Annotated in this window: 15 protein-coding genes; 14 read left to right on the top strand and 1 reads right to left on the bottom strand. The window is 41.0% G+C overall.

Annotation, left to right across the window (positions count from 1 at the left end; genetic code table 11):
- Window positions 1–235: 235 nt before the first annotated feature.
- The 7 genes from G622_RS0113850 (at window position 236) to G622_RS23015 (ending at window position 8,576) form a co-directional block, all read left to right on the top strand.
- Window positions 236–1,525, top strand: coding sequence for a leucine-rich repeat protein (locus G622_RS0113850; protein ID WP_026511201.1), 1,290 nt, complete (start codon window positions 236–238; stop codon window positions 1,523–1,525).
- A 21-nt stretch (window positions 1,526–1,546) separates the two neighbouring features.
- The gene (gene thyA / locus G622_RS0113845; protein WP_026511200.1) at window positions 1,547–2,398 is read left to right on the top strand and encodes a thymidylate synthase; all 852 of its coding nucleotides are present in this window, start codon (window positions 1,547–1,549) and stop codon (window positions 2,396–2,398) included.
- Between the two features lie 149 nt (window positions 2,399–2,547).
- On the top strand, window positions 2,548–3,042 hold the full coding sequence (locus G622_RS0113840; protein ID WP_026511199.1) for a dihydrofolate reductase: 495 nt from the start codon (window positions 2,548–2,550) through the stop codon (window positions 3,040–3,042).
- Between the two features lie 269 nt (window positions 3,043–3,311).
- Window positions 3,312–4,004 carry an iron-sulfur cluster assembly scaffold protein gene (locus G622_RS0113835; RefSeq protein ID WP_026511198.1) on the top strand — a complete coding sequence of 231 codons (693 nt, stop codon included), beginning with the start codon at window positions 3,312–3,314 and terminating at the stop codon, window positions 4,002–4,004.
- 22 nt (window positions 4,005–4,026) lie between these two features.
- Window positions 4,027–5,046 (top strand): GGGtGRT protein, encoded by a 1,020-nt coding sequence (locus G622_RS0113830; RefSeq protein ID WP_026511197.1) that lies wholly within the window; start codon window positions 4,027–4,029, stop codon window positions 5,044–5,046.
- Window positions 5,047–5,335: 289 nt separating this feature from the next.
- On the top strand, window positions 5,336–6,832 hold the full coding sequence (locus G622_RS24750) for a GH25 family lysozyme (RefSeq protein WP_026511196.1): 1,497 nt from the start codon (window positions 5,336–5,338) through the stop codon (window positions 6,830–6,832).
- 232 nt (window positions 6,833–7,064) lie between these two features.
- A complete protein-coding gene (locus tag G622_RS23015) occupies window positions 7,065–8,576 on the top strand; it encodes an AAA family ATPase (protein WP_242833006.1) in 1,512 nt (503 codons plus the stop codon).
- A 17-nt stretch (window positions 8,577–8,593) separates the two neighbouring features.
- Here G622_RS23015 and G622_RS0113815 read toward each other — a convergent pair whose 3' ends face one another.
- On the bottom strand, window positions 8,594–9,244 hold the full coding sequence (locus tag G622_RS0113815; RefSeq protein ID WP_049945869.1) for a YczE/YyaS/YitT family protein: 651 nt from the start codon (window positions 9,242–9,244) through the stop codon (window positions 8,594–8,596).
- Window positions 9,245–9,496: 252 nt separating this feature from the next.
- Here G622_RS0113815 and G622_RS0113810 point away from each other — a divergent pair, with 252 nt between their 5' ends.
- From G622_RS0113810 to G622_RS0113780, 7 genes are all read left to right on the top strand, one after another.
- Window positions 9,497–9,691: a hypothetical protein gene (locus G622_RS0113810; protein WP_026511194.1), complete on the top strand. Its 195-nt coding sequence runs from the start codon at window positions 9,497–9,499 to the stop codon at window positions 9,689–9,691.
- 24 nt (window positions 9,692–9,715) lie between these two features.
- Window positions 9,716–12,073 (top strand): EAL domain-containing protein, encoded by a 2,358-nt coding sequence (locus G622_RS24745; RefSeq protein ID WP_081675324.1) that lies wholly within the window; start codon window positions 9,716–9,718, stop codon window positions 12,071–12,073.
- 18 nt (window positions 12,074–12,091) lie between these two features.
- Window positions 12,092–15,106 carry an ATP-binding protein gene (locus G622_RS23005; protein ID WP_049945867.1) on the top strand — a complete coding sequence of 1,005 codons (3,015 nt, stop codon included), beginning with the start codon at window positions 12,092–12,094 and terminating at the stop codon, window positions 15,104–15,106.
- A gap of 21 nt (window positions 15,107–15,127) precedes the next feature.
- A complete protein-coding gene (locus G622_RS0113795; protein ID WP_026511193.1) occupies window positions 15,128–15,904 on the top strand; it encodes a response regulator in 777 nt (258 codons plus the stop codon).
- Between the two features lie 120 nt (window positions 15,905–16,024).
- Window positions 16,025–16,945, top strand: a complete 921-nt coding sequence (gene pyrF, locus G622_RS0113790) for an orotidine-5'-phosphate decarboxylase (RefSeq protein WP_026511192.1) — start codon at window positions 16,025–16,027, stop codon at window positions 16,943–16,945.
- A 207-nt stretch (window positions 16,946–17,152) separates the two neighbouring features.
- On the top strand, window positions 17,153–17,845 hold the full coding sequence (gene pyrE / locus G622_RS0113785) for an orotate phosphoribosyltransferase (protein ID WP_026511191.1): 693 nt from the start codon (window positions 17,153–17,155) through the stop codon (window positions 17,843–17,845).
- A 9-nt stretch (window positions 17,846–17,854) separates the two neighbouring features.
- Entirely contained in the window at window positions 17,855–18,220 is a 366-nt protein-coding gene (locus G622_RS0113780; protein WP_242833005.1) for a DUF6142 family protein, read from the top strand.
- Window positions 18,221–18,222: the final 2 nt, after the last annotated feature.

Below are 18,222 nucleotides of genomic sequence, written 5' to 3'. Positions count from 1 at the left end.
AAAGTATCGCTTGAAACCTATATCAATGAATTAAATATTCTGTAAAAACGACTTCCCACACCGCCTCCCAGGTACTCTGACAGGAGGTGCGGGAAGTTTTTTTGCGGCTAATTGTTTCTAAGAATTCTTTGTGGTAGACTATATGTTGTATGTGGTATGTTTGTAAAACACATTATTTGTTTAGTTTTATGAATGTGCCGGAAGTTTTGTATTTTTTAATAGCGAGGGAAATGGTATGAAAAAAAGAATAGTAACTGCGTTTGCATGCTTGATGCTGGCAGCAGCACTTCCTATGAGTGTACACGCAGAAGAAGGGGATCTTATCCATGGGTATTCTACCCAGCAGCAGGCTACAGAGCTTAGCTACAACACACATTATTATGAAGAGGCTGTAACTGATAATGCTTCATATTTCTACAAATTCAAGACAGGGAAAGATGAAGGAGTATATCTCCTTAGCTTTGCAACCAAGATCAAGTGTGGAGATAAGAAGACAAACGGTAAGACAACTGTACAGATCAAGGATCAGTACGGCACTGTTATAAAGGAAGCTACAGGCGGTGATGGCGTTTCCTACAGAGAGGATGGCGGCACCAGAATAATTGACATTGTTATGCCTGTCAGCGGTCTTGAGAAGGAAAAGTTTTACTATATTCACATGTCAACCTTTGATGGTGACAGCACTTCAAGACATATCGACGTTGTAAACAAGCTTTGCGTTAAGTTTGTTCCGTTTGTTCCTGCAGGTGATTTCAAGGCAGTTGCCAATCCTGATGGATCCATGACCTTTACCTGGAACAATGAGCAGAAGGCCAATACCTATAACAGCCTTTGTTCATATGATGGATTCCAGCTTGAGCTTAAGTATGGAGACAACACAAGGACAAAGTATATTGGAAACGGCGGAGTAAAGACATATACCTTAAAGGCTAACGATCCTGATCTTCTTGCACTTGGTTATCCTGCAAATAAGATTCGCATCAGACTTGGTTCAATCCAGAACTACAGATCAGCACTTGAGAGCACAATAGAGGTTTCCAACTGTGTATATTCACCTACTGAATATTACACAATAGTTGTTCCTAAGAATGCTCAGGCAAAGTCAGATGGCTTTACATACAAGATCACCAGTGTAAAGGGTGACGGAACAGGTACTGTTACTGTTACAGGTCTTACTAATAAGAACAGCGTACCCAAGACACTTAAGATTCCGGATAAGGTAACAATCGGTGGTATTCCTTATCTTGTAACTGAGATTGAGAAGAATGCATTTAAGGGCAACGCAAAGATTAAGAACCTTGAGATCGGTTCAAACATCACCAGAATCAGGAAGGCTGCTTTCTGTGATTGCAAGAATCTTAAGAACATCAGATTCAAGACCCTGTCTCTTAACATAGTAGGAAAAGACGCATTCAAAAATGTTCAGAAGAAGGCATCTGTATATTGCCCTGACAGAGCTCATAAGACAGCATACAAAAAGCTTCTGAAGAAGAAGATCACTGCAGGCGCAAAATATAAGCTTTAATAATAACTCGGAGGAAGTACAGTGAGTAAAGCTGATGAGATTTTTATAAATATGTGTAAGGATATCCTGGAAAACGGAACCAGTACAGAGGGTGAAAAAGTTCGCCCTCACTGGGAGGACGGGACTCCGGCGTACACTATCAAGAAATTTGGAGTAGTCAATCGTTACGATCTTTCAAAAGAGTTCCCGATTATGACACTTAGAAAGACCGCACTTAAGAGTGCTACAGATGAGATGCTCTGGATATGGCAGCAGAAGTCCAATAATATCAATGATCTTCACAGCCATGTGTGGGATGAATGGGCAGATGAGAACGGATCTATAGGAAAAGCCTATGGCTATCAGATGGGCGTCAAGCACAAGTATAAAGAGGGAATGTTCGATCAGGTAGACAGAGTGATTTACGATCTTAAGAACAATCCCTTCAGCAGAAGGATAATGACTAACATTTATGTACACCAGGATCTGTCTGAGATGAACCTTTACCCCTGTGCCTATAGCATGACCTTCAATGTTACACAGAAAAAAGGTGAAGATAAGCTGACACTTAATGCAATCCTTAATCAGCGCTCACAGGATGTACTTGCAGCAAATAACTGGAATGTTGTTCAGTATTCTGTTCTTGTTCACATGCTGGCTCAGGTATGTGATATGAATGTGGGTGAGCTGGTACATGTAATTGCTGATGCACATATTTATGACAGACATGTAGATATCATCAAGGAGCTGATTAAGAGAGAGCCAAAGCCGGCACCGAAATTCAGCTTAAACCCTGATATCCATGATTTTTATCAGTTTACAAGAAACGATGTATCTCTTGAAAACTATGAAGTAGCAGGAGAGCAGATACAGAATATACCGATAGCAATATAAAACTTAATCCCCTGATATGTGATATTTATTTACATATCAGGGGTTTTTATGATAAAAAAGTAGAAGTTGTGTGAGTACCATTAGAGTACGTTTTTTGGATGTTTACGGTTTAGTCAGATATAGACTATTGTTTATACAGGAGGAATAAAATGAAGATTATCTTATCAGCAGACGAACATTGGGCAATAGGAAATAAGGGACAGCTCCTTATAAGAATTCCCAATGATATGAAGAATTTCAGAGCAGAGACCATGGGGAAGGTTCTTGTCTATGGAAGAAAAACACTTGAGACTTTTCCCGGACAGCAGCCTCTTGAAGGAAGAAAGAACATAATACTTTCAACCAATTCAGATTATGAGGTAAAGAATGCCACTGTTGTTCATGATATTGATGAACTCAAAGAAGCTATTAAAGAGTATGATACTGATATCGTATATTGCATAGGCGGTGCCAGCGTTTATGAGCAGCTTCTTCCTATGTGCGATACCTGCATTGTAACAAAGATTGACAGAACCTTTGAGGCAGACAGATTCTTTACTAATCTAGACGAGGATCCTGACTGGGTACTTTATGAGGAGAGTGAAGAACAGGCATATTTTGATACAACCTATACCTTCAGGACCTATAAGAGAGTATCTGAATAATTAATTGCATATCGAAATGATTATAGAATCCCTGTTGCCGAAATATGGCAGTAGGGATTTTGTTTATCAATATTTTATAAAGGAAAAGTCTAGATAAATCTTGATAAAACAAGGTATTTTTGGTAGTATCTCAATTGTAGTGTTTAGTAAGCAGGGAAGAGTGCGCCCTTTTGACATATATAATACTATGGACGTAATCGTTTCTTTGCAGATAGATTGTAAGATCATCACTATAAAATCACTATATCTTAAATTCTAAGGAGGTACTTATGATTTACTCAACAGAGGTAAAAAATATGTGTCCCGTAACACAAGGGGTACATCATGGTGCTGCTCCCATTCCTGAAGAGGCTAAGTGGGTTCAGTCCAAAGAGATTAAGGACATTTCCGGTTATACACATGGTATTGGCTGGTGTGCTCCTCAGCAGGGTTGCTGTAAGCTTTCCCTTAACGTTAAGGAAGGCATTATACAGGAGGCACTTGTAGAGACTATCGGATGCTCAGGTATGACTCACTCAGCAGCTATGGCAGCTGAAATTCTTCCGGGTCTTACTGTTCTTGAAGCGCTCAATACAGACCTTGTATGTGACGCTATCAACACAGCTATGAGAGAGCTGTTCCTTCAGATTGTTTATGGTAGAACACAGTCTGCATTCTCAGAGGATGGACTTCAGATTGGTGCTGGTCTTGAGGATCTTGGTAAGGGATCACGTTCAATGGTTGGTACTACATACGGAACACTTGATAAGGGACCTCGTTATCTTGAGCTTACAGATGGTTACATCACAGACCTCGCTCTTGATGAGAATGACGAGATCATCGGATATAAGTATGTTAACTTCGGAAAGATGATGGACTTCATCAAGGCTGGCGACGACGCTAACACAGCTCTTGATAAGGCTAAGGGTCAGTATGGCCGTGTAGCTGATGCTGCAAGATTCATCGATCCCAGAAAACAGTGATAAAGGTAAGGAGGAAAATATAATGGCTTTATTTGAATCATATGAAAGAAGAGAGCCCCAGATCCTGGCTTGCCTTAAGGAATATGGAATCTCTTCTATTGAAGAATGTAAAGATATTACAATGGCAGCAGGCATTGATGTATACAGCCTCATCGAAGGCATTCAGCCTATCTGCTTTGAAAACGCTAAGTGGGCATACACAGTAGGTGCTGCTATCGCAATCAAGAAGAACTGCCGTAAGGCTTCTGAGGCTGCTGCAGCTATCGGTATCGGCCTTCAGGCTTTCTGCATCCCCGGTTCTGTTGCAGACCGTCGTAAGGTTGGTCTTGGACATGGTAACCTTGGTAAGATGCTTCTTGAAGAGGATACAGAGTGCTTCGCATTCCTTGCTGGTCACGAGTCATTCGCAGCAGCTGAGGGTGCTATCGGTATCGCAGAGAAGGCTAACAAGGTTCGTACAAAGCCTCTTCGTGTTATCCTTAACGGTCTTGGAAAAGACGCTGCACAGATTATTTCCCGTATCAACGGCTTTACATATGTAGAGACAAAGTACAACTACTTCACAGGTGAGGTAGAGGAAGTATTCAGAAAGTGCTACTCAAAGGATGCAAATTCACCTCGTGCAAAGGTTAACTGCTACGGCGCTAACGATGTACAGGAAGGTGTTGCTATCATGTGGAAGGAGAACGTTGACGTATCTATCACAGGTAACTCAACCAATCCTACAAGATTCCAGCATCCCGTTGCAGGTACTTACAAGAAGGAGCGTACTGAGTCTGGTAAGAAGTACTTCTCAGTTGCTTCAGGCGGTGGTACAGGACGTACACTTCATCCTGATAACATGGCAGCAGGTCCTGCTTCCTATGGTATGACAGATACTATGGGTCGTATGCACTCAGATGCTCAGTTTGCTGGTTCTTCATCAGTTCCTGCACACGTTGAGATGATGGGTCTTATCGGCGCTGGTAACAACCCGATGGTTGGTATGACTGTTTCTACAGCCGTTTCAATCGAAGAAGCTGCTAAGGCTGGTAAATTCTAATCTTAATCGCATGGCGAAGTATGTATAAAGTTTAATGGGGCTATCACTCCGGATGATGATTCATCCAGAGTGAGGCCCCATTTTTATATAGCTACCCACAGACTTGTGATCATAGCAAAAAGAGTGTGAAAAGCACATTCCTTAAGACTGAAAATACGAAATAGATTTATATTTTGTACGATATTGAGATTAAAAGCTCCCTTTTTCTTCTGAAATGGGGAGTTTTTTTAATTTATTTGTGATACAATTATGCTGACATAAAAGTTTTGTAAATTTCGGGGGTATTTTCATGAGACTAAAAAATCAAATATTGGCAGGTGTGATAGCTGCATCTGTTTTATTCACATCGTTTCCTGCTGTGAATGTAAGTGCTGCAAAGCTTAAGTATGCAGGTACCTACACCAAGGAAATTGATATAGAGGAAGCTGCGCCTGCTTCAGCAGCAAGTACAGGCGGGAATGATTCAGCTACGATAATACAGGCTCTGGCGACCACAGATAATGCTGTTATAGATACGAACAATAGTGCTGCAGCAGGTCAGAGTACAGACACAGGATCCGGCACTGAGGCAGCAACGGTTAACACTCAGGGTGCAACACCTTTTTCACCGGCAGCTCAGCCGGGCGTAGTCATGGCTTCCCAGGAAGAGAATGTCAGAGTCATGACCGGCATGAAATTCGTGATAGGCGTGACAAGATACGGAACACTTGTAAAGACCACGAAAAACAAATCTGCATATAAATTCAGATCATCAAATAAAAAGATTGCCAAGGTTTCAGCAAAGGGCGTAGTTACAACGGTAAAGGCGGGTAAATGTGATATTACGATCACCGACAAGAAGGACGGCAATGTTTATCTGCTGCACCTGACCGTTGCAAAGACAGTAAAGGTTAAGAACATAAAGCTCAATGAGACCTCTAAGGAATTCAAAAAGGATAAGGGTACATTCCAGTTAACTGCAACAGTTAAGCCTGCGAAATATGCTGAGATACCGGTACTGTGGGGATCAACAGATGACAGTGTTGCGACAGTCGACAACAGAGGACTCGTAACCGTAAAGGGCTTTGGTGATTGTGAGATATACTGCAAGGCAGGTTCAAATAATAAGGTTGCAAAGTGCAGTGTTAAGGTAAAAGATCCCAACGCAAATGAGAATGCGGGCGGTGGTAATACAGGATATAATCAGCTGACTTACAGAACAGGAAAACTGGTTGATATTTCAAGCCACAATACGGTAAGCAACTGGCAGCAGCTTAAGAACAGCTGTGACGGAGTGATAATCCGTGTAGGATATCGTGGATATTCAGGTGGAACATTACAGGAGGATATCAAGTTCAGAAGTAATGTTTACAATTGTCAGCAGCATGGAATTCCTTTCTCTGTATACTTCTTTACAACTGCAGTTAACGAAGCAGAGGGTGTTGAAGAAGCCAATTGGATTGCTAATGAGCTTGCAGGAATGAGTATATCAATGCCTGTATTCATTGATTCAGAGAGCAGTGGCGGAAGCGGAAGATCAGACAGACTTTCCAAGGCACAGAGAACAGCAGCAGTTAAGGCTGCATGTGCACAGCTTGCAGCAAAGGGAATACCTTCAGGAGTTTATGCATCCACAAGCTGGTTATACAATAACCTGGATATGGGACAGATTCCGTACTCAGTATGGGCTGCAGATTACAGAGGATACTGCGGTTACACAGGCAGTAAATTCGCATGGCAGTACACATCAAGTGCAACAGGTTACGGTGTGGCTAACAGATGCGATGTATCCAACTGGTATAACTAAATTGTTAAGAGATATTTGTTAAAAAATGATCTGCCTCAGGTGGCTATGCTGCCTGAGGCAGTAGTGATATTGAATAAATTATAGTAATATATAGTCTGATACCATCCGTGATAGCGAAGCATTACAGGGCAACGGTATTACCGTAAGCAGCAGAGTTATCTGGCGCTTACGATAGTAACAGACCGGTTTGTATCAGATAAAAATATATGTTTATAGATGAGGAGCTAATAAAATGTCAAACAGCTATTTGGGGAATATGTATAACGATTTCTTTGGACCTGGATCAGGAGGGGATGGAAAGCCTCCGAAGTTTGATGATCCTAAAAAGGAAGCGGAGATAACAAAACAGGTAAGTGAAGATTTTGAAAGAGTAAAAGACGGTAAGGATATCATTGGGGTAAGAAAGTCTGAGGACAAAGGAATTTTAGGAAAAATCCAGTCTTCAGCACAGGATAAAAACAAAGACGATAAAAAGAATAACAGGGCAATCACAAGTGCAGATGAAGCATTAAATGAAGCAAGAGCACTTTTCAATAATGCAGATAAGCCTGTGCCTCCCATGCCCACAGCTACAACCACATCAGACCCTGTAAAGCAGGAGCAGCCAAAGGAGAAGGAGCCGGAGACAGATCCCATGGAGGATCTTAATGGTCTGATCGGTCTTTCTTCAATAAAACATGATGTAAAAGAACTTACGGATTTTGCCAAGGTTCAGAAGATGCGTAAGGATGAGGGCATGAAATCTGTGCCGGTATCTCTTCACCTTGTATTTACAGGTAATCCCGGAACCGGTAAAACCACTGTGGCGAGAATCATTTCAAGAATTTATAAGCAGATCGGGGTGCTTTCATCAGGTCAGCTCATAGAGGTGGACAGATCCGGACTTGTTGCAGGATATGTGGGACAGACAGCGCTTAAGACTCAGGAAAAGATAAACCAGGCCCTTGGCGGAGTGCTTTTCATAGACGAAGCCTATGCTCTTTCTCAGGAAAATGATGCCTTTGGCCAGGAAGCTATAGATACTATCCTTAAAGCGATGGAGGATCACAGAGATGATCTTGTGGTAATCGTTGCGGGTTATACAAAACCTATGGAGAAATTCATCAACTCCAATCCTGGACTTAAGTCCCGTTTCAACAAGTACATTGAATTCCCGGATTATTCTGTTGATGAGCTCGAAGAGATTTTCAATATGAATCTTAATAAATATGAGTACGAGCTTGAGGAAGATGCTAAAAAGCACGTAAGGGAAATGATAAGCCAGAGGAAGCTGTCAAGACTTGAGAACTTTGCTAATGCAAGAGAAATCAGAAATCTCTTCGAGGAGATAGTTACCAACCAGGCAAGAAGAATTGCCCAGCTTGAGAATCCTACCGCTGAACAGATTAGAATCATAACTTCTGAGGATCTCTTGGACAAATCCTTGGAAGATGAGAAAAAGGCTGATACAGCTTCGGCAAAAGATGAGAAAAAGGCAGAAACATCTCCTGTAGAAGATGATAAAAAGACTGAAACATCTCTGACAAAAGATGAGGAAAAAGCTGAAAACTCTCTGGCAGAAGAGAGCGAAAATTTTGATACTCCGCTTAATGACGAGAGCGAAGCTAATGTCTTTTCAGAAGCAGATAAAGAGACAGTTGAAGAAGCGGATAAAGATACAGATGAATCAGCAGTTGAATCTTTAGAACAAATAAATACAGCCGGCGATTCTGAAGAAGAAACGCCGACTGAAGATGCAGTCTGATAGTTTAATTATTATGATTAAAACTCAAACTTGTTTAAGAATTTGCCCACTGCAGTAATGGTGGGACCAAGCAGAAAGACCATAAGAATTGTGCAGATTTCAACTCGTCCGCCAAGAAGGAAGCCAATCAGTAAGACAGTTCCATCAAAAGCGATTCTTACGAACTTGAAAGAGATATTCTTAAAAAGTCTGTTGCTAAGGATATTCGGAATTGCATCATAGGGAGAAACTCCCATGTCCGCATTCATGTAAAGGGATGCGGCGATAACAAACAGAATAAGTGCTGCGACAAATATAACAGCTCTATAGGGCCATTCTTTGAACAGATATTCAGGGATGGTCCTTTTCCATATCCATCTGCAAAGATCCGCGGTGTATCCGATGCAGACCATGTTGGCTATAGTACCGGGGCCTATCTGATGCCTGTCGAACAGTATTACTATAATGAACAGGAAAGTGTTCATTATCAGCTGCCAGGTTCCAAAGAGTATGTTAAGGCGCCTTGAAATTGTAATATTCATAAAGGTACACGGATCGGTTCCGAGATCAACCTCAATCAGAAATGAGAGGAAAAATCCCATAAAGAAAACTCCAATAGCCATGATCCAAAACTTTTTTGCAAATCCGGGGCGACTAAAATACCTGCGTATCTTATCTCCTAAATTCATTTCATAATCCTCCTTTTTTCGCAATCCTTCCTATTTTGATTTATTTTATTAAGTTTGTAAAGTAATACTGTAGTTACTCTTAAAAAAACATAAAAACGCTCTTTTGCTGCTATATTCGTTGTATTATAGTTCTTAGATAAATCATGGGAGATTGGATTTTTGAGGTTCTTTGGAATGTCAGAAATTGGTTTCGGACAAAAGCTTCGCAATGTCGGAGGCTTGTCCAAAAATAAAAAATAATGGGGAATTGTTATGAATATTTATTTATGTAGTCCGGAAGAAAGCTTAAATGAGGCTCTTGATAACATTATGAAAAACGATCCGGACGGACGAAAGTTTACATTAGACGAAGACAGGGACAGATGCTATATAGGGGACGAAGTTTTTAGTACTGCTCCGGTAATAATAAATAAGCATAATCAGTATTACGCACCAAAAGAGATTTGATTTTTTTGTTTCTGCGAGGGGAATATGCATAGAAATGAGGAAATTGACCAGTTAACTGGACTGCCGAATCTATATTCATTTAGAAAAGAAGCGCAAAAACTAATGGACAGCCGCAAGAACAGAGAGCGGGAGTTTGTCATTATTTATTTTGATATTCAGAATTTTAAGAGCTATAATGCGCGCTATGGATTTGAGGCAGGGGACCGTTTTTTGCAGAATATTGCTAAACACATAAGTAAGATCTTCCCGGAACTGATGGTGGCAAGGTTCTCGGATGATCATTTTGTTGTGCTTGCATATTATGACAGCATTGAATCGAGAATTGACGATCTTGGTAGAAGGGTTAAAAGCTATAATCCTGATGCCGGGGTTGATCTTCGCGCCGGTATCTATGAGATCGATCCGGATGATATGGATATCAGTATTGCCTGCGACAGGGCGAGGATAGCCTGCAATAGCATAAAAAAGAACTACGACAGTATTTTCAGATATTACGATAAGGAACTGGGTATTCAGCTTGAGCTTGCTCATTATATCATTCACAATATTGGAGATGCTGTGCTTCATGGTTATATTCAGGTTTACTATCAGCCCGTGGTAAGGGTTATAACCGGAAGAGTCTGTGGATTTGAGGCTTTGGCAAGGTGGGTGGATCCTGTGCATGGTTTCCTGATGCCCGGCGTTTTTATTCCTATTCTGGAAGATGCACATCTTATATATAAGCTTGACTCCTACATAATCAGGCAGGTTTGTCAGGATATCAAGGAACTGATGGATATGGGGCTTAAGCCTCATCCCGTATCGGTGAATTTATCGCGCACGGATTTTCATCAAAAGGATATGTACCGGGTTGTTAATGATGCGGTTGGAATGTTCAATATTCCCAAGAATCTTATCCATGTTGAAGTTACTGAGAGTGCCCTGGATGACAACCAGGATGTACTTAAAGGCACAATAGATAAATTCAGAAGAGGCGGTTATCAGGTATGGATGGATGATTTTGGCAGTGGCTATTCATCTCTTAATCTTTTGAAGGATTATGAATTCGATGTCCTCAAATTCGATATGAAGTTTTTACAGAATTTCGGGTCGAATCCCAAAGAAACTGCCATCTGGGAAAACGTTATAAACATGGCAGAAGAGATTGGAATCCAGACTCTTGCAGAGGGAGTAGAGACCATTGAAGCCTGGGATTTCCTGAAAAGAGTAGGCTGTGAGAAGGCTCAGGGTTACTTCTTTGGAAGACCCATGACCAAAGAGGAGTGTCTGGATTATCTGGATGAGTGCAAAGAAATCACCAGACAATCTGTCGCGGAAAAAGATGAAGAGGCACTTGATCATAATAAAAAGATCATAGAGCTGAAAAAGGAAGATGATGATCCCGCGGAAGAAGAGAGAATCGGAAGTATTGACGACGAGCTTTTTATGGCGGAATCTCCGGTATACCTTACCCTTGCGGCAAGAGGCTTTGTTTCGCTATTGGAATACAACTCATACTCTCAGTTCCAGAAGCACTCATTTTTCATAGTAGCCAATTTATCCCAGAATAAGCTCTTAAGACTTCATCTTAGCAGCAAGAGGAAAATTCTGGATAAAGCTTACTATAGTGATGAGTCCTATCAGAACATGATTGATGAAATAGTGCAGAATACGGTAATTCAGGATGAGCAGGAAAATGTTGCGGACTTCTTTGGAAAAGACAGACTGATACTTGCTTATCACAGCGGAATTACCTCTGATGAGATAGAGTTCCACAGAATAGTTGATAAAAAGATGGCTCCGAGATGGACGCATACAATTTATCAGGTAATGGAGGACAAGGGGGATCTGATAGGTTATTTCCTTTCCTTTGATATAGATGAGTACAAGCGTTCCAAGGATCTTGTAAGGCAGATGGCTGAAAGAGATTCACTTACAGGGCTCTACAACAGGCATACGGCTGTACCGCTTATAAGAAACAGATTATACAGACATCAGCACGGACAATCTGCATTGATCATGGCTGATATAGATGATTTCAGGCGGATTAATGATTCGTATGGACATTTTGCAGGGGATGAGGTTCTGAGGCGTATTTCTGCAAGGCTTGATGATATCTTCGGACGAGATGGCATTGTTTGTCATCTTGATCAGGATGAATTTCTGATCTTTGTGGAAAACATTGATGAGGACAATCTAAAGAGCAGAATTGATACCCTTTGTGAAAATATTTTTGAAGTTAACTATCACAACGATAAGATAAGCTTCACGATTTCAGCAGGATTTGTGATACATCCGGATCAGGGAAGAGGTTATCATGATCTTTTCAGGAAAGCCGATATGGCTTTGGGAGATGCAAAAAAGAAAGGCAAGGGGATGGGACTACAATTCAACGAACAGTGATTAGATGAGGAAACTGCCATGTATCATAAACATGATTTACAGTTTTACCTAAGATATGCTGTTTTGGGAATCCTTTTCTCAATAACAACTATATTAACAATTAAAAACAGCCTGCATATGGATAGTGTTGAAAATCTGGACTTTTGGCAGTACACCTCTGTCTACCTGTTCAAGTTTTCACCTCTTATTGTGCTTTCTGCATTTGAAGGTGTTATACCTGCAATACTTTCCTGCTTTATTCTTTTTGCAGCAAAAACATCTGTTAATAAAGAGCTGGCATTTGTTACCGGTATTTATATTGTAGGGGTAGCCATTACGCACTATTTTTCCATGAGCGGAATGTTTGGTAAAAAGAGAAAAGCTTTCTTTGTTATGCTCTTTTATATGTTGTTTTATGGAAGCTTGTGGGGAGGTTGCCTTGGAATCCTTGCAGGAAGAGGATTTGCTGAATTTGCTCCCTCAAGATCAATATTCTATTTTCTTAATGAACTTCCGGAGGCATTCGTTTCAGTAGCGATAGCTTATATAATACTTAAACAGTCGCCCAATAAGGTAAAATCGCTGATATTCAGTGGCGTATATTACAGAGATGATGTGGATGAACTCACCATGAAAATGGCGGATATAAGAAAATCAAAGCTAAGTCTTACAGTTTCTCTTATCATCTCTATACAGGCAGTTGCACTTGGACTTACCGCTGCAATTTTTGCTAATACACTTATTCCCAACATGAAGGGCTCCATTTCTGAGGAAGTCAATCGGGCTGTAGAAAAGGTGACTTCTTCAATTGACTGGTCCAAGATGACTAACATTATAGCTCTTGAGAAGCAGGTCAGTGAGATAGAGGCTGCAAGAGCACCAAGCTATATTAATTTCGGACTGAACAATGAGACACTTATTTTTGATATAAAACTAATACTGCTTATTCTGGTGGTAATTATACCCCTTAGTGTAATTGCCAATCAGATAGCCCAGTACAGGATAGCGCGGCCTATCATGTCGCTGGCGGATGCTGTGCAGGCATTCTATGACGGAGGAGTTACAGGGCTTGATGAATGTCTTGAAAAACTCCGTAATCTCGATATCCATACGGATGATGAGATTGAATATATGTATGCAAATTCTATGAAAACTGCGGAGACCATGGTTAACTATATTAAGATGATCCAGGCCCAGCGGTCTCTTGCAGATGAGCTGCGAACCCAGCAGATGGCAAATGAGGCTAAAAACAACTTCCTGTCAAGCATGTCTCACGAGATTAGAACGCCAATAAATGCCATGCTTGGTTTTAATGAAATGATCCTCAGGGAAAGTAAAGATCCTGAGATATTAAAGTATGCCTCCAACGTTAACAGCTCTGGAAAGCTGCTGCTTGGACTTGTTAATGATGTTCTTGATTTCTCCAGAATTGAGGCAGGAAAAACCGAGATAATACCTGTTGAATATGATCTCAGTTCACTAGTTAATGACCTGATAAACACAGCACATATGAGAATGCAGGGAAAAGGGCTTGAACTTAAGACCAATATTTCTACAGACATTCCGTGCATACTAATGGGCGATGAGATACGTATAAAGCAGTGCGCTATGAACGTCATAACGAATGCTATAAAGTATACGAATGAAGGCAGTGTAACAATTACCATAGATCATAAGGTTATAGATAAGGATAATATATCCCTAAGATTCAACATTAAGGATACCGGTATCGGAATCCGCAAAGAAGATATGGATAAGCTTTTTTCACCCTTTGAAAGGATTGAGGAGAGCAGAAACAGAACAATTGAAGGCACCGGCCTTGGAATGAATATAGTAAAACAGCTCCTTGCCCTTATGGATTCAAGGCTTCTTGTCAGCAGTGAGTATGGAAAAGGCAGTGAGTTTTCATTTTCAATAAAGCAGAAGGTCTTAAACTGGAGTCCTATCGGTGATTTTGCTGCGACCTATGAAGAGACACTCATGGGACAGGATACTTATCATGAGAGCTTCCATGCTCCCGATGCCAGAATCCTGGTAGTTGACGATACTCTGGCGAATCTCACTGTTATCCAGGGACTTCTGAAGCAGACACAGATTCAGGTGGATGTTGCAGAAAGTGGCTTTGAAGCACTGGAAAAAGTTTGTGATAACAAGTATGATATTATCTTCATGGATCACAGGATGCCAAGGATGGATGGAATAGAAACTTTCCGTGCAATGAAAGAGCTGGATGAGAACCTGAATAAGGATGTTCCGGTATTTGCGCTCACTGCTAACGTAATAAGCGGCGCAAGAGAAATGTACTTTAAGGAAGGTTTTTCAGGATATCTTCCAAAACCTGTTGATTCAGCACGGCTAGAAGATGTAATATTAAAGACGTTGCCCAGAGACCTTATAATAAAACCTGAGGACGAAGGCTTCGAACTTAGCTCAACGGTAGATGAGATAGGAGCAGATGATCTTGAAGCTATAAGCGTCATGACCAATATAAGTGGTATAGATTACGAAACAGGCTCCAAAAACTGTGGAGGACCTGCTGCACTAAAACAGGTTGCAACCAATTTTGCACTGGCGATAGAAGCTAATGCCAAATCGATAGAAGATGCCTGGCACTTTAAGGATATCGAAAACTATACTACCTATGTTCACGGTTTAAAGAGCTCCGCGAGAGTTATAGGTGCAACAGAATTATCCAATCTTGCTGCATACCTCGAACAATGCGGTAACAAGGGTGATCTTGATGAGATTGAGAGAAGAACACCTGAACTTTTGCACAACTACAAAGAATATGCTGAATTCTTAAGCCCACTGATAGAAGCTGCAAACAGTGAGGCTGAAGATGAACTTGGTAAACCTTTGATAGAACCGGAAGAGCTTAGTGGAGCGCTTAAAAGTCTTAGAGAATTTGTTGAAGGTAACTATTTCGACAGCGCGGATGATGTTGTATCCATGATGGATGACTACAGAATGCCGGATGATTTTAAAGATACGTATAAAGAAATTAAGAGGCTACTGGCAGCTGTAGATAGAGATGGTCTGTTAAAGATTCTTTAACATAAAGAAGGGAAGAATCATATGGATAAAAGAGTTTTGCTGATAGGTTCACAAAAAAGCTTCATGGTAAATGCCATAGCCAAGGGACTACAGAATGACGGATACGAGGTTGTAAGATGTGGTTTTATTAAGGACGACATCATGGCACTCGAGAACAAACCTGAGTTATTTGTTTTATATCTTGGTGATATTGACGCCAAAAATCCGGAGATGGATGATATCGAAACCTTTAAATATCTGGATGAAGCAATTGATAAGGAACGCTTTTTTCTATATGAGGTGGGGAATACCGATGAGCTGGAGTGTGCAGCCAGATTCATCTCAAAGATCAAGGTCACAGAGACATTCTTAAGACCACTTGATGTGAAGGAGCTGGCTGATCAGCTCGACACTGTTGTAATGAGTAATGCACTTGGAGAAGATCAGAAAAAGAAAATTCTCGTGGTTGATGATGACGGTACGATGCTCAGGATGATAAAGACCTGGCTCTCAGTTAAATATAGAGTTTACATGGCAAGCACAGGTAAGATAGCTTTGAATTTCCTTCAAAGTAATGAAGTTGACCTGGTTCTTCTGGATTACATGATGCCTCAGATGGATGGTCCTCATGTACTAAATGAAATCAGAAATGATCCTAAGATAAAACAGTTGCCTGTAATGTTCCTTACATCCAAGAGTGACAAGGAGAGTGTGGTTTCAGTAGCAGCGCTAAAGCCTGAGAAGTATCTTTTGAAGACCATGCCCAAGGCTAAACTCCTTGGAAGCATCGATGATTTTTTCTTTGGTTCAAACAAATAAAATATCAGAATTATAACCGCCCCTTATTCGCAGATAATCCTGTTGAATGAGGGGTTAACTAATGTGAAAAAATCATGTATACTATCGTGGAATAAATACAGTTTATAGAGGAGAATTCCCATGATTAAAAAGTTGATTGATGGTATTAAAAAGACCGAAGCACCTATTGTTGTAGGCCTGGATCCGAAGACGGATTTCATCCCAAAGAGAATTCTTGACAAAGCGTTTTCTGAGTTCGGACCGTCTCAGGAAGCAGTTGCCGAGAGCTTCTTTTTGTTTAATAAAGAGATAGTTGATAATATATACGATCTCGTTCCTGCCGTTAAGCCGCAGGTTGCCATGTATGAGCAGTTCGGACTTCCCGGACTTGAAGCTTATAAGAAGACCATTGATTACTGCCATGAAAAGGGGCTCCTTGTCATTGCTGATGTAAAAAGAGGCGATATAGGTTCAACCTCTGAATCCTACGCTATCGCGCACCTTGGAGCATCTAAGGTAGGCGATACACTTATAAAAGGGTTCGATGCTGATTTTGCTACCGTTAATCCTTATTTGGGATCAGATGGAGTAAAGCCTTTCATAAATGTATGTAATGAATTTGACAAGGGTATTTTCGTACTTGTAAAGACTTCAAATCCCAGCAGCGGTGAGCTTCAGGATAAGGTAGCTGACGGCAAGCCTCTCTATGAGACAGTAGGAAGTCTTGTTGAGACCTGGGGTGCAGAATCTATGGATGGTTCTTACAGTAACGTCGGTGCAGTTGTGGGAGCTACATATCCGGAGATGGGTAAGGTACTTCGCGATATTATGCCTCATGCATTTATACTGGTTCCCGGCTATGGCGCTCAGGGCGGAAAAGGAAAAGACCTTGTTCACTTCTTTGATAAGGACGGACTTGGAGCAATTGTTAATTCATCCCGCGGAATCATAGCTGCATGGAAGAATGAAAAGTATGGAGATCCTTCACAGGAACTTCTTGGAGAGGCTGCAAGAAAAGCGGTTCTTGATATGAAGGAAGATATAGCTTCTGCTTTAAAATAAAAATATTTTTACACGACAAACCGCTTGGTTAAGTCATTTTTAATACTTAATTAATAGTTTACAAGCTTTTTATTATGATACAATTCTGATAACAGTACAGTGAATTAGTCTGGTGTTCTCCGCGAATGCAAGCCCGGAGTGTGTGGTTTTGCATCAAAGCGGAGTAAACCGGATAATAAATATAGTTTTAGAGGAGTATGTCCAAAAATGGAAAGATATAAGGAAGAGTTTATTGAGTTTATGGTGGACAGCAATGTCCTTAAGTTTGGGGAGTTTACACTTAAGAGTGGAAGAAAGTCACCGTTTTTCATGAATGCGGGAGCATATGTTACAGGTGCTCAGTTAAAGAAGCTCGGTGAGTACTATGCAAGAGCAATTCATGACAGATTCGGTCTTGAGTTCGATGTACTTTTCGGACCTGCATACAAGGGAATACCGCTTACAGTTGCAACAACAATCGCCATCAGCGAACTTTACGGAAGAGAGATCCGTTACTGCTCCAACAGAAAAGAGATCAAGGATCACGGCGACAAGGGTATCCTTCTTGGAACAAAGCTTAGAGACGGCGACAGAGTTATGATCATTGAGGATGTTACAACCTCCGGAAAGTCAATCGAAGAGACAGTGCCGATCATCAGAGAACAGGCTGATGCTGATATAGTTGGTCTCATGGTTTCACTTAACAGACAGGAGAAGGGCCTTGAGACTGATATGAGCGCCCTTGATGAGATCAGAGAGCGCTATGGCTTTGAGACAGGTGCCATTGTAACAATGCAGGAGGTTGTTGAACACCTCTATGGAAAGTCTTTCGATGGTGATGTTGTTATAGATAAGAACATCAAGAAAGCAATAGATGAGTATTACAAGGAGTACGGCGCAGGCAATCTGTCTGCAAACTAATCAGGTTCTATGATGGAGGAGAGAAAAAAGAGGAAAAAATTCAATATTAAGCTTCCTGTCAGGAGCCGTGGGAGATACGTGTTTACTGATAAGAAGCATCCTGAAAAGGGAGTTCTTTCTTCGGCCCTTGGAGTGATTTCTGTAGCAACAATTATCTATGCTGTTTACTTAAGCTATAGAAATGGCGGACAGGCAGAAGCAAAATACGCGGTGGCGGTTATGTTTTGCCTGCTGTATTCAATCACAGGACTTGTTCTTGGTATACTAGCCAGGATGGAAAGGGACATATTCAAACTTTTTCCGAACGTGGGGATAATACTCAATGTTATTTCAATAATTTGGGTAGGGTTGTTGTTGTACTTTTCCTTTATGTGAGG

The sequence above is a fragment of the Butyrivibrio sp. LC3010 genome (genome assembly GCF_000424385.1).
Classification (GTDB): Bacteria; Bacillota; Clostridia; order Lachnospirales; family Lachnospiraceae; genus Butyrivibrio.
The sequence above is the reverse complement of the archived record's forward strand: the minus strand, read 5'-3'. Positions and strand labels throughout refer to the sequence as shown.